This window comes from Paradesertivirga mongoliensis (assembly GCF_024436395.1).
In the GTDB taxonomy this organism is placed as follows: Bacteria; Bacteroidota; Bacteroidia; order Sphingobacteriales; family Sphingobacteriaceae; genus Paradesertivirga; species Paradesertivirga mongoliensis.
Genome location: NZ_JAFMZO010000005.1, coordinates 131,938 through 144,120, shown reverse-complemented (window position 1 = coordinate 144,120; position 12,183 = coordinate 131,938). Strand labels below are relative to the sequence as shown.

The window sequence follows — 12,183 nt, the reverse complement described above, 5'->3', positions numbered from 1 at the left end:
ATATTGCCAGAAAGGGGTTAAGCCTTATAACGTAAGACGAAGCGTGACGTCATAATTCTCAGCCAACTTCTCAGACGTCTGTAAGAGTACAAAAAATAATTTCTGTGCTCCCATTTAAATTGATAATACCAAAATTGCTCAGTGGTCATCTCCTGTTTCATGGCACTATCCAATTCTATCGTTGATCTCCCGTCGAGGTGTTCGACCATGGCTGATGTAACCAAGCCGTGTTTTATGCCGTATTTTTTCAATGTATTAGCGTAATCTGCATCCGCGAACCAAAAAGAAAAGTTCTCATCAAATAGACCTATCTGTTGGAAAATTTCGCGACGAACAAGAAAGCACCATCCGGAAATTTCTTTTCGGATTTCATGCCCGTATCGTATACCCGTGTTAGGATAGATTTCGCTATCTGGATGAAATTTGGGACAAATCGGCGAGGCGCTAAGTAGTTTTTTATCGGCATCCATAGCTTTCAATAATTCAGATGCCCAGTCTTTAAAAAAAACAATATCGTTGTTACAAAAGCAGATGAAATCACTTTTAGAAGCCTTTAAGCCAATGTTTAGGTATCGGTTAAAATTAAATGCTTCCTTAGGATATATTGTAGTCGTGTTATCATATTGGTATGGACTAAGCTTCCTTTCAGATTCCAATATTATGGTCTGAAATTTAACTTTTTCAGCATCTTCTGATGCGTACAAGGTGTCGATTGCTTGCTGTGTTAATGCTCTGAGATTTGAATCTCTAGCATAGCTTAATATAATAATGTCAACACTCAACATCACCGTTTAAATAGCCTTCTAAGTGGTTTTAATATTGCGTTGCCTAATTTATAGGGAGTGAAACCCATAACCGTATTGTAATAAAATTCACGCATAGTGTCAGTGCCCTCAAAGTAGCTGTTTTCCTGAGGGGTAAATGATGCATCAGAGGCTATAGCTATGTTAAACATCGGAAAGCTAAGGTTATCACTTGATTGAATCTGATTGTAATTTCCGTTGTATTCTTTGATTTGCGTCCCTGAATAATCTTCTTTGAAAATAAACGAACCAGTCAGAAAAGTTTGATAATAAAATATGCAGTGTTTAAAATGTTGGGCTAACAAAGTTTTAAATTCCTCCATATAAAGTTCTTTAACATGAAACTCATTTACTCGGTTAAAGCGGTCTGAATAGTTGGCCTTATCCGGCGATGAGATGATAAGAATACCACCTGGCTTTAAAATTCTTTTAATCTCCAACATCATCTCTTGATGCGTGTCAATGTGTTCGAGCGTTTCAAAACTTACAACTACATCGGCTATTCCATCTTCTAAAGGGATTTTATCGGCTGATCCCTCGATAAACCGCAGATTGGACCTGTGCCCATATTTTTGGTTAGCAAAGGTTACTGCTTCTTTAGAAATGTCTATTCCGATAACTTTATAAGCGGTTGTTGCCATGATATTTGAACCATAACCCTCGCCCGAGGCAACGTCAACCACAGTCTTATCTTTAATGTATTCCTGAGGAATGGAATATCTGTGCAAATGATATATGGTATCTTCATTTGAAATTTGGGTTACCAATCTTTCACCGGTCCATTTTAATTTGTCATTCATTGTGTTTTAATTAGTAGCCCCTGACATGTCGGTAGAGATAAAATTTTGGTGTTCACTTCTGCCGCAAATTTGTCTAGAATCTGTTTTTGATCTTCACAGCCTCTATATGCATAGTCGTCCATCACTACTATGCCTCCCGGTACAATCTTATCCCATAAAAATTTTAGCGCCTCATACTCTGGCAAGGCGCAATTCATGTCAAGAGATAAGAAACTTATGGAATCGGTGTCAACCTGACTTAACGTGTCTGGGACTGGTCCTTTTATTACCTTTACGTTAAAATCTTTAAAAGTATGAATTACTTTCTGGTGAAGGTCTTTGTGGTCTTTGTAATGTAACCATTCGTTCCTTTCGATATCCTTTGGACCACAATATCTTTCGTCCATTCCTTGAAATGTGTCAAGCAAGTAGTACTTTTTATTCAACGTATTGAAATCTGTGAAGTTCACGATTGCCCTGGCAAAAAAGCCTGTATCGACGCCGCAATCAATAAAGTCTCCAGGAAGACTTTTTGCATAATCTGCTGCCCAGCACAAAACATGGATTCTCCAGTAAATTTCAGTGGAGTACGGATAAGACTCATGGGTCGCTTTACCTAAATTATAAGATTCAATAAATAATGGGTCGTTTAAAAAGTCGGTATTATGAAATGTATACAACAGGTCCTGCGCATATGTCAATTCACTTTTTTTCAGAACAATATAGTCGTTTAAATTCAAAGCAATATTTAATCTATTTAAGATTGCTTTGAATATTTTAAATCCCTTATTTAATATCACCTTAAAAATCTTTAATTCTGGTTTTAATCTGACTCAAGGTATAAAGATACTTTTTAACAAATTTCCAACCCATTAGATTCGACAATAATTGATTATGATAACTTTTGTAAGGATTAAACTCGATGTTATAGAGTGCTTTGGCGGTTGATAAAGCTTCTGAATAGATCTCTTTATACATGGGGTAAGAATTATATGCTAAGTCATAGAAACATCGACTAATAGCTTTGCGTGAAATATCATCATTGCTTTTTGACAAAAGATATTGAGACTTTAAAACTGTCGCATTCAAAAGACTTTTAAAATGAGTGTTTGATTTTTGCGCACTTAAATTGCTTTGGTGATTGAATTTCCTATAATAATTTATTGATTTATCACAATAAATTAGACCGCTGGAACTTAGAACAACCCGACAAAAATACTCTCCATCATCATCCAGGCTTAAATCTTCATTCCAAAAGCCAGCCTGGTCTATAACTTTTCTGGGTGTGAGCCAGGCATTAGGCTGTATTGAACCTCCATATTCAGGGCCTATAAAGCCCCCACCATATAATTTTATTAAAAAATCAATCGGGTCAGTTGCATTCTTATACCACTCATGCCTCGTAACCTTTGAATCAGGGTCGTTGCCGTCAATAAAGCTTATGGTAGGACAAAGCGCTACTTTATCGTCATCAACTTCTAATAACTCGATTTGTGATTTTATTTTATCAGGATGTAAAAAATCATCTGCATCCAAGAATTGAATAAAATCCCCCTTAGCTTCTCTTAAACCTTTGTTTCTTGCGGCACTAGCTCCTCCTTTATTCTGTCGGAACACTCTTATTCGCTCATTTTGATAATGGGTTGCGATGCTCAATGAGTTGTCGGTGGAGCCATCATCAACAAGAATAACTTCCGTATTCGGCCAGCTTTGGTTGATGGCAGATTCAATACAAGACGCTAAATGCCTTTCGGTGTTATAAAACGGAATGATTATAGAAACAATAGGCCTTTCCATTATTTAACAGAAGCAATTGAGAATCCAGCTACGGATATTAATGCGCCAATATCGGTTATTTATCATTTATACTAAAGATTTCCAACCATCTATCTTTGGTTGATAACTTTCTTGGAGTGTTGTTATCTTTAAACCAGGCCTTTTTCAACATTTGTATATAAAGATCGGGGTTCGTGTCAATTTCAATGATTTTATCAATTAAAGGGCTGAAGTTTAATTTGTTGAATTGCCAAAACATTTTTAACTCCCTGAGTAAAGATTTAAACTTTCTTTGAAGCCTATGCTGTGGCTGATAAAAGAACATAGGCCGTATATCTGTAAAGTTGAACTGTGCATTTCTCTCAATTAGGTTGAGAAGTTTGCCTTGATCTATTTTAATATAATCTGAGGTATTTATAAAACTTTCGGTATTGAATATTTCATGTATATAGGGATCCCCGCAGTATATAGGGATGCTTGAGCATTGCATTGCATCATATAGTTTCTCAGTTTGGTAACCAGGATAACAATAGTTTTCAAAAGCTATGGTGAATTTGTAGTCAGATAAAAATTGTTTCTTTCTTTCCCAGATATTTCCCTGATACATGGAGTCTATAGAGGACATATTGTTCATGGATTTACCTGGCGAATCTATCTTTTTATACCTCGACAATTGCCTGAAGAACTCTTCGCGATATGGAACTTTATGCGAATATAGAAAATTGCAAAACTTAGTTTTCGAACAGACAATTCTATCTAAATCATTATCGTCTATTTGTTTGATTAGGGCCTTAGGGTTTAACCCATGCCATTGTATTCTTTTATATTTTGGATGATTAATTTCCTCTTCTCTGGGAACACCGAATGCCCATTCGCAAACTGACAAATCTGGTATAATATTTTCGCAGAAATATCCTATTCGCGTATAGTTCCCTTTTGGAGGTAAATCATTTCCATATGGGCCAAAAATGATATAGTCGGGGTCAGTTAAACTTTCTTCAAAATCGAAAACATCACTTACCTCAAAAAGTATGTCGCTGATAGCGTCAGAATAATTGATCCCATTAATACATTTCAGTTTAATTTTTACTTTAGGGCTCACGTTATTTATTTGCATAATCGCCATCAACATATAAGTTTATGTTAAACTTATATTTTTCAGAGATTTTTCGATTGTTTATAACCTGAATAAACCTTTTCATCCAGTACAATCTCTTAAAGTACTCCTCTGTATAAATGGTTTTCCATTTAGCAACTGTGTTTGAGTTGCCATGCAGCTGAATTAAATTAATAATACCTGGGAACAAGTGATATTGATTAAGGTATTTATATTTCTGTTCTTGAATTGTTGCTGCTTTTTCTTCGTAGAGGTCTTCTTCGATGACTTCTTCTATCTGACGAATACACGTTTTATAATCATTAACATCAATGGTTGTGAAGGCTCTGGTGTCAAAATAGTCCGCAATATTAGGGCAACCATAATATAGGGGGTAAGTGTGTGTTAAAAAACATTCTGCTATTTTTTCAGTGAAATACCCGTACTGCACCGTGTTTTCAATGGCTACAGAGTATTTATAGTTTTTTAAAATATCCCATTTATCAGTAAATGTTTGATGTCCCCGGCCAAACACATCTATTTTATCCTTGAAATGACCAATCAATTTATGGGTTAGTTCATACCTCGTTCGTTGCAGCGGTGTTTCAACCAAATTACTGTTAATGATACATAGCTTTTTTGTTTTCTCGATGGTTGTTGTATTCGCAATTTCATCATAAGATTTATGAAGATACCAGATCAATAGCTCATGGTAGTTGATAACATTTCTATGGTGAATATCTGTTCTGCAGGTAACTACATTTGGGAATTGATCAAGAAATTTTTTAACATAAAATCTGTTGCAATGTACCTCATCTGTTATGTAAAAGATGTTTTCAATAGGGCATTTAACTTTTTGTTTTAGTTCACCTAATGTTAACCCTCCATAGATGAACCAATAATCACATTCTGATATGTCATTATTAACCTCAAATTTGTAGTCTCCGTAAATGCCATTTCCACCCGGAGTTTGAGATAAATAGAGGTTAGGATTATCAATAGTATTGTAAAGGAATTTTGATTTCCAGGGGGTGGTTAATTTGATGATTTTATAGTTGGAATTCATTAAATTAGTTGGTCACCATGCTCGGCAGTAGCAAAAAGTTTTCAGTTCTGATACTAAATAAGTTTAATTCATCACTGGATGATATTTTAGTGATTTCCGGCAGTGCATAAAGGTAGTAGTTGTTACTTCTAACAAATTCAATCAAATCATTATTGTTGAGGCCGAAAGGTTGAATATTTGTTTGATTCCACTCCATTAAGATGGCTGGTCTACATTTTTCTATACAATTGGTCGCACCTTTTAACGCTAGGAGATCTGCGCCTTCGATGTCAATTTTAATAAGAGAAATGTGGGTTCTTTGCACACTATCCCATATTTCGTCGATTGTAGTACACTCTACCTTTACAACCTCAGAATATGATTTTCTTTGTGTATCCCGAATACTGTCGTAAGCTCCATCCGACGGCTTTGCCAAATGGAAATCCACTATGCCACTCCTGTCTGAAACAGCGTTACCTATAATTTGCCAACGGTCATGATAATTTGAGTCATTCCATGTTTTATTCAAATAGGGAAGCGTATTGGGAGAAGCTTCTATCGAAATTATTTTAAGGGAATCGTCCATATTTAACAAGGGAATAGCCATTAATCCAATGTTTGCACCAACATCAAGAACCGTTGTTTCGCGTTTTGCAAGAGCACGAATTATTTTTAAGTTATCATATTCGTAAATCCCTTCCTTCATTGCTCGTTTAAAAAGGGCGCTATCCTTGGGGAAATATACTGTTGTACTAAAGTATTTGAACTTTTTTTTCAAGTTCCAGAAATGAGAAATCAGACGTTGTTTAATGAGTGATCTTAAAGTCATGACAGCTTTTTGCTAATTTCTATATTTTCCACACCTGCATACTTCGCCAATTTTGCAACAATTAGCCCATCGTAAGAAAAAGTGCGATTGAGGTCAGCTTCACATAAAATATTGTAGTTGAATTGATTTATGAAATTGATACAGGCGTTGTGTATCTCATTATCATGTGTTGATATAAATAAATATCCAATTCTTTCTTCACGCAGTAAATCTTTAGCTCCTTTTAACAGACTAAGCTCATTTCCCTGTATATCGGAATGTAGTATATCTACGAAATCTAGATTTTTGTCTTCAAAAATGTAGGGTAAATTTAGTGTATTTGGGATTGACGCAATATCGACCATGTCTGAAATATACGCACGATTGAAATCGCCGGTTAGATGATTAAGTTTAAAATTTTCTATACCATAATTCAAATTATGTTCATCCGGTTCAAATAAGTAAACTCTTGCGGCAGGTCTTTGCTGAAGTAGCCACATGGAATAGAACGCCCAATACGAGCCAAGTTCAATCATAACCGGACTGTCCGTAAGTGAATTTATTACCTTCGAAAAAACGAATTCTTCTTGTGGCTCGTGAACGCCCTTGTTTCTCTTAAGCATGTCAGTAATCCCACTACCGTAATAACTGCCAAGAATGATTTTTTGGCCATTGTGCATGATTTGATGATTGTCAATGATTTTTCCAGCCTGTGCAACCCTCTGGATATTATCGTTGTCAGGACAAGACATCACATCTCTTATTCTTGAATCCCAGTGTCTATATTGAGTCCATCTGAACTTGATTTTGCGCAATAAATTAATTATCATAAACTAGTTTATTTTTGAAGTCTTCTACAAAATATCCTGTTATCTGCTGGGGGCTCTCAAGTGAAGCAGTATCTGATGGCATGGAAATAGTCACCTCAGTATAATTATAGATCAGTTCCAGAACCTGCCCTTTGGATTCTATATAGATAATTACCTCGTAGCAGCCTGGAATTAATCTGATTTTAGGGATATCAAACTCAAGTTTTTGTAATCCTGGTGTAAGTGTAAAAAGCTCGCCATTAAACTTTGACCATAGACTCGTTACCCTTTGGTTTGATAGATTATTAAAACAGAGAGCTATGCTTACGTCTTTACACTGTTCTTTCACTTCTAAGTATAGATCGATGATGTGATGGTTATTAAATAGGAGGTCATTGCCCGATATCGTACTTTTTGCAGAGTTATAGAATTTTATACAACTTGTTCTTACATTATCGGTTCCAGTCCTTTTTCTAGGATTTATAGAAAAAGGTAATTCCGAATATTCATTTACAACGGTATCTATATCGCCATATGATGTAATAGTCCCTTGGGATAATAAAATCCCCCGATTGCACAACGCTTTGATACTTGCCATGTTGTGGCTCACAAATAACACCGTTCTTCCTTCTCCCTTGCTGACATCCTCCATTTTTCCGAGACATTTTCGCTGGAACTCGGCATCTCCCACCGCTAAAACTTCATCAACAATTAAAATCTCTGATTCGAGGTGCGCAGCTACTGCGAATGCAAGCCTAACATACATCCCTGAGGAATAGCGTTTTACAGGGGTGTCTATATATCGCTCTACGCCAGCAAAATCAACAATCTCATCGAATTTTCTGGTTATTTCTCTTTTTCGCATACCCAGTATCGCACCATTCAGAAAAATGTTTTCCCGACCGGTTAATTCTGGATGAAACCCCGTTCCGACTTCCAATAAGCTTGCAATTCTTCCTTTTCCACTAATAGTCCCGGTAGTTGGTGAGGTTACTTTACTTAAAATTTTTAATAAGGTACTTTTTCCAGCTCCGTTTCGTCCTATTATACCTACTGCATCGCCTTGATTAATTTCAAAAGTAATGTCTTTTAAGCTCCAAACGATATCACTGCTGCCCTTTTGAGCGCGGTCGTTTGTCTCTCCTATACGGAGATAGGGATCTTCTTTCCCCCTTATTTTAGCCCACCAGCGTTCCAGGTCACGGCTTATCGTACCCGTGCCAATTTCTCCAAGCTGATAAGCTTTGGATACATTTTCTGCCTTTATAGCGATTTCACTCATAGCCTTGTTTTAGTGTTATACAGTGTCTACGAAATTTTTCTCCACTTTATTGAAAACAACTATGCCCAATAGCATTATAATAAAGGATGCTAGGGTTGTATATCCTAAAGACTCCCAACTGAAGCTGCCGGCTCCTAAAAATCCGTAACGGAACGTTTCGATGATCATCGTCATAGGATTATACTCAATGATCCAGCTAAATTGTTGGTACTTCTCTGTTGCTATAGAAAGTGGATAAATCACAGTTGTCGCATACATAAGTAATTGAACACCGAAGCTTACTAAAAACGCCAGATCACGATATTTTGTGGTCATTGCTGAAATAAGCATACCCAATCCCAGTCCCTGTGCTGCCATTAAAAAAATAAGAACCGGGAATAAAAGTACATACCGATTCGGTTCAAAATCTGCTTCCTTTCCTCCGTAGTAAACCATAATGACCAAAAATAAAGCGAACTGTATTCCAAACTTAACCAGATTTGATACGACGATACTCAAAGGCATAATCAGACGCGGGAAATAAACTTTTCCAAAAATATTAGCATTGTCTTTAAACACGGTAGAAGTTTTTGTTAGACATTCAGCAAAATATCCCCAGGCGGTAATGCCTGCCATATAAAATAATGGCTGCGGTAATCCATCGGTAGAAATGCCAGCAAGGTTGCCGAAAACAAAAGTGAAAATAATTGTAGTAAAAACAGGCTGAATTAGAAACCAGAGCGGCCCAAATATTGTCTGTTTGTAAAAGGATACAAAGTCTCGTTTCACCAGTAATCCAAGCAAATCCCTGTATTCCCAAGTTTCTTTCAGCTTAAGATCAAATCCGGAGTTGGCAGGACTTATTTCCCATTTAGTTGCGTTATTTATCACAAATGCGTTCTTTTATTTTTTGATAGTATGCTTCGTAGTTAAAGCTTTGTACACACATCGCCTGTATCTTTAAAGCCGAATCGGTTGTATAGTCAGATTCTAGATTATTTACTATTGCTTGAAAGATCGCCTCAGTGTCTGTTGGAGAAATAAGTGTTCCCAGTCGTCCATTCATTAACGCGTCAACACTTCCGTCCTGATTGCCGGCGATGGTTTTGCACCCGCAGGCCGCAGCTTCAATAAACACTATACCAAAACCTTCTTTTCTGCTCGGCATTACAAATACATCCGACAAAAGGAAATGCTCACTAAGCTCTTCTTCAGGAACAAATCCCAATAAAACAACATGACGTTCTAACCCTCTGTCTTTGATTAACTTACTAAGGCGTGACCGTTCTTCTGTATCAGCTTTCCCAGCGATCAGATATTTTAGTGTCGGGTAAAGAGTCAGCAATCTTGGTATTATTGCAATTACTTGATCGTATCCCTTGTATAATTCACTTGACGTTAGGCGGGTAAGTGTAAACAATACTTTATCTTTTATATTAAGATTGTAACGTCGAATTAAATCTGCGGGTTTATTAAAATCAACCGGAATTTCAAGGAAAGGGTCAAGGCAGTTATGAATGACCTTAATGCGTTGAGATGGAATGCTGTGTCGTTTCTGGATTTCTTTCGAGGTGTAGTCGCTAACGGCCCAGATTTCGTCGCAGTCTTTACGAAGGAAATCCGCCTTCCAACTTTTTAAATCTCTCCATACTTCTATTCCATGAACAAATAAAATAACTCTGGTTTTTGCAGATAAGCGTTTAATTACCAGAGCTAAAAAAAGCAAGTTTATATGACTTAAGATTACAGTGTCAGAGCGAATTCCTTCCCTAATCGCCGCTAATGAATAGAGGATACGACTCCCATTAAAGCCTTTGAATTGCGTGCGTAATATATATTTTGCATCACGGTCAGATGATTTATCATACATGGAGAAAGCTTTAGGCTCAATTAAGCTTTTTTCGCTTAAGTCATACAACGCACGAGTTAATACCCTGCACACCTTCTCGATACCCCCGGTAATGCTAAACGTTCTTAATGTCAGAAATAGGATTTTTTTAGGCATTATTGATGTGATAGAGAGCAAAAGCAGATGACCAATGCAAATTTCCTTTATGAAAATCTTTAATCAGTTTTTTTGTGGTCTTATTTCTGTACCTATCGGGATTAGAAATTTGTTCGAAACGGGACATCCATTCTTGAAAAGGGAAGCTAAAGCCCATCTTTTTTCTGTTCCAAACCGGTTCAGGCAATACATCTTTAAAAGCTTTTATCAACAGTACTTTGTGAAGCTGGCGGCTGAATTTTACTTTAGGGTCAATTCTTAGCGCTGTCGAAATTAAATCCTGATCTAAAAATGGAACCCGTACTTCAATACCATGACTCATACTCATGTAATCAGTATCCTTAAGCAACTGATTTTGCATATACATATTTGTTTCAAACCAGCTTGCCCGATTACCACCGCTTAAAGAGCTTACCTCTTTTGATAAAGGAAAGCTATTAACGATGCTGTCAATTTCTTTTAAATCTGCATCAAGTATCGAAGCGATAAGCGGGGGGGTAAAAAAGCCTCTCAGAAAGAGGTATTCTCCCACCGGATTGTCATAACTGAGATAGTACAGCCGTTTATATTTGTGGTTTGGATGGTATTCAGTGCCTTTTATCAATGCCGATGGAAGCTTTTTAATGGCTGATAACATGTCCATACGCTGAAAGGAAGGATAACCACCAAATAATTCATCTCCGCCCAGCCCTGAAAGCACCGCTTTTAATCCATTTTCCTTTGCGTATTTACTTACAAACCATGAGTTTATACCGTCGGTGCTGGGCTGATCCATACTGCTCACAATGGTTTCAAAGTTTTTAATAAATTCTTTATAGTTGATGAAAAATTCATTATGTGAACCTTGTATGGTTTTGGTCACCATTTCCTGATATCTTTTTTCAGAGTAATCGGTTTCCTGCAGATTGATAGAGAGAGAGTTTAGTTTAGTGCCCTGGTACTGATCTGCTATCAAGGTAAGTATGCTTGAATCGATCCCTCCACTTAAGAAAACACCGATAGGTGCATCGGAAATCAGGTGACTAATTACGGAGCTCGTCAGGCTTTTCTTGACCTCAAATATTGCCTCTTCGATGTCTGTTATCTCTTTTGTATATGAAAATGATTTAAAAGATTTAATGATATAGGACAGGTCAGCTATATTCCACGTCAAATAGTGGCCCTTAGCAAGGCTATGTACACCTTTTAATGTGGTAAAAGGTTCAGGAATGTGTCCAAAAGCTAATAGATAAATTTTCCAATTTTCATCCTTCTCAAATTTAAAATCCGAGATGGAAAACGCTTTTATTTCAGACGCAAATACCAAATCTCCATTATTAACTGAAAAATACAGAGGTTTGATTCCCGCGGCATCCCGAACCAGATAAACCTGCCGGTCCCTTTCATCATAAAGGGCGAAAGCAAACATTCCCTTGAGTTTCGAGAAGGATTGCGTTCCCCATTCCTGATACGCCTTTAATATTACCTCTGTATCAGTATTGGTATTAAAGCTATATCCGAGTGAAATGAGTTCTCTTCGAAGAACTTTAAAATTATAGATTTCGCCATTAAAAGAAATCCAAATTTGCTTATCGTCAGAACACATCGGCTGATGGCCCGCAGCACTTAGGTCTAAGATTGATAACCTTCTATGCCCCAAACAAACAGTGCCATCTGTGTTTTGATAAATTCCCTCATTGTCAGGCCCACCATGTTGTAAAATTTTACACATCTGGCTAACCTGCTGATATGTCTCAGTTAAAGTAGTCTTTGAGGATACAATTCCTAGTATACGGCACACAGTTATCGCTCTTTAGGTATG

Annotated in this window: 12 protein-coding genes; all 12 read right to left on the bottom strand. The window is 36.9% G+C overall.

The window, feature by feature from the left end; translation table 11 throughout:
- Window positions 1-17: 17 nt before the first annotated feature.
- On the bottom strand, window positions 18-785 hold the full coding sequence (locus J3P43_RS18835; protein WP_255905367.1) for a glycosyltransferase family 2 protein: 768 nt from the start codon (window positions 783-785) through the stop codon (window positions 18-20).
- Entirely contained in the window at window positions 785-1,603 is an 819-nt protein-coding gene (locus J3P43_RS18830) for a class I SAM-dependent methyltransferase (protein ID WP_255905364.1), read from the bottom strand. Before J3P43_RS18830 ends, J3P43_RS18835 begins: the two co-directional genes overlap by 1 nt.
- Window positions 1,600-2,322 (bottom strand): TylF/MycF/NovP-related O-methyltransferase, encoded by a 723-nt coding sequence (locus J3P43_RS18825; RefSeq protein WP_255905362.1) that lies wholly within the window; start codon window positions 2,320-2,322, stop codon window positions 1,600-1,602. Before J3P43_RS18825 ends, J3P43_RS18830 begins: the two co-directional genes overlap by 4 nt.
- Window positions 2,323-2,383: 61 nt before the next feature.
- Window positions 2,384-3,379 carry a glycosyltransferase family 2 protein gene (locus tag J3P43_RS18820; RefSeq protein WP_255905360.1) on the bottom strand — a complete coding sequence of 332 codons (996 nt, stop codon included), beginning with the start codon at window positions 3,377-3,379 and terminating at the stop codon, window positions 2,384-2,386.
- Window positions 3,380-3,434: 55 nt separating this feature from the next.
- Entirely contained in the window at window positions 3,435-4,484 is a 1,050-nt protein-coding gene (locus tag J3P43_RS18815; RefSeq protein ID WP_255905358.1) for a glycosyltransferase family 10 domain-containing protein, read from the bottom strand.
- Window positions 4,462-5,520, bottom strand: coding sequence for a glycosyltransferase family 10 domain-containing protein (locus tag J3P43_RS18810; protein WP_255905356.1), 1,059 nt, complete (start codon window positions 5,518-5,520; stop codon window positions 4,462-4,464). Before J3P43_RS18810 ends, J3P43_RS18815 begins: the two co-directional genes overlap by 23 nt.
- A 4-nt stretch (window positions 5,521-5,524) precedes the next feature.
- Complete coding sequence (locus J3P43_RS18805) at window positions 5,525-6,328, bottom strand: FkbM family methyltransferase (RefSeq protein ID WP_255905354.1); 804 nt, start codon at window positions 6,326-6,328, stop codon at window positions 5,525-5,527.
- Window positions 6,325-7,137: an FkbM family methyltransferase gene (locus tag J3P43_RS18800; protein ID WP_255905352.1), complete on the bottom strand. Its 813-nt coding sequence runs from the start codon at window positions 7,135-7,137 to the stop codon at window positions 6,325-6,327. Before J3P43_RS18800 ends, J3P43_RS18805 begins: the two co-directional genes overlap by 4 nt.
- On the bottom strand, window positions 7,127-8,398 hold the full coding sequence (locus J3P43_RS18795) for an ABC transporter ATP-binding protein (protein ID WP_255905350.1): 1,272 nt from the start codon (window positions 8,396-8,398) through the stop codon (window positions 7,127-7,129). Before J3P43_RS18795 ends, J3P43_RS18800 begins: the two co-directional genes overlap by 11 nt.
- A 15-nt stretch (window positions 8,399-8,413) precedes the next feature.
- The gene (locus J3P43_RS18790; RefSeq protein ID WP_255905348.1) at window positions 8,414-9,268 is read right to left on the bottom strand and encodes an ABC transporter permease; all 855 of its coding nucleotides are present in this window, start codon (window positions 9,266-9,268) and stop codon (window positions 8,414-8,416) included.
- Window positions 9,258-10,382 (bottom strand): glycosyltransferase family 4 protein, encoded by a 1,125-nt coding sequence (locus J3P43_RS18785; protein WP_255905346.1) that lies wholly within the window; start codon window positions 10,380-10,382, stop codon window positions 9,258-9,260. The genes J3P43_RS18790 and J3P43_RS18785 overlap by 11 nt, the downstream gene beginning before the upstream one ends.
- The gene (asnB, locus tag J3P43_RS18780) at window positions 10,375-12,162 is read right to left on the bottom strand and encodes an asparagine synthase (glutamine-hydrolyzing) (protein ID WP_255905344.1); all 1,788 of its coding nucleotides are present in this window, start codon (window positions 12,160-12,162) and stop codon (window positions 10,375-10,377) included. Before asnB ends, J3P43_RS18785 begins: the two co-directional genes overlap by 8 nt.
- Window positions 12,163-12,183 lie beyond the last annotated feature (21 nt).

Excerpts from the sequence above, each read along its gene's own strand:
- J3P43_RS18835 (WP_255905367.1), bottom strand. The coding sequence starts at position 785 with ATGTTGAGTGTTGACATTATTATATTAAGCTATGCTAGAGATTCAAAT.
- J3P43_RS18830 (WP_255905364.1), bottom strand. The coding sequence starts at position 1,603 with ATGAATGACAAATTAAAATGGACCGGTGAAAGATTGGTAACCCAAATT.
- J3P43_RS18820 (WP_255905360.1), bottom strand. The coding sequence starts at position 3,379 with ATGGAAAGGCCTATTGTTTCTATAATCATTCCGTTTTATAACACCGAA.
- J3P43_RS18815 (WP_255905358.1), bottom strand. The coding sequence starts at position 4,484 with ATGGCGATTATGCAAATAAATAACGTGAGCCCTAAAGTAAAAATTAAA.
- J3P43_RS18810 (WP_255905356.1), bottom strand. The coding sequence starts at position 5,520 with ATGAATTCCAACTATAAAATCATCAAATTAACCACCCCCTGGAAATCA.
- J3P43_RS18805 (WP_255905354.1), bottom strand. The coding sequence starts at position 6,328 with ATGACTTTAAGATCACTCATTAAACAACGTCTGATTTCTCATTTCTGG.
- J3P43_RS18800 (WP_255905352.1), bottom strand. The coding sequence starts at position 7,137 with ATGATAATTAATTTATTGCGCAAAATCAAGTTCAGATGGACTCAATAT.
- J3P43_RS18795 (WP_255905350.1), bottom strand. The coding sequence starts at position 8,398 with ATGAGTGAAATCGCTATAAAGGCAGAAAATGTATCCAAAGCTTATCAG.
- J3P43_RS18785 (WP_255905346.1), bottom strand. The coding sequence starts at position 10,382 with ATGCCTAAAAAAATCCTATTTCTGACATTAAGAACGTTTAGCATTACC.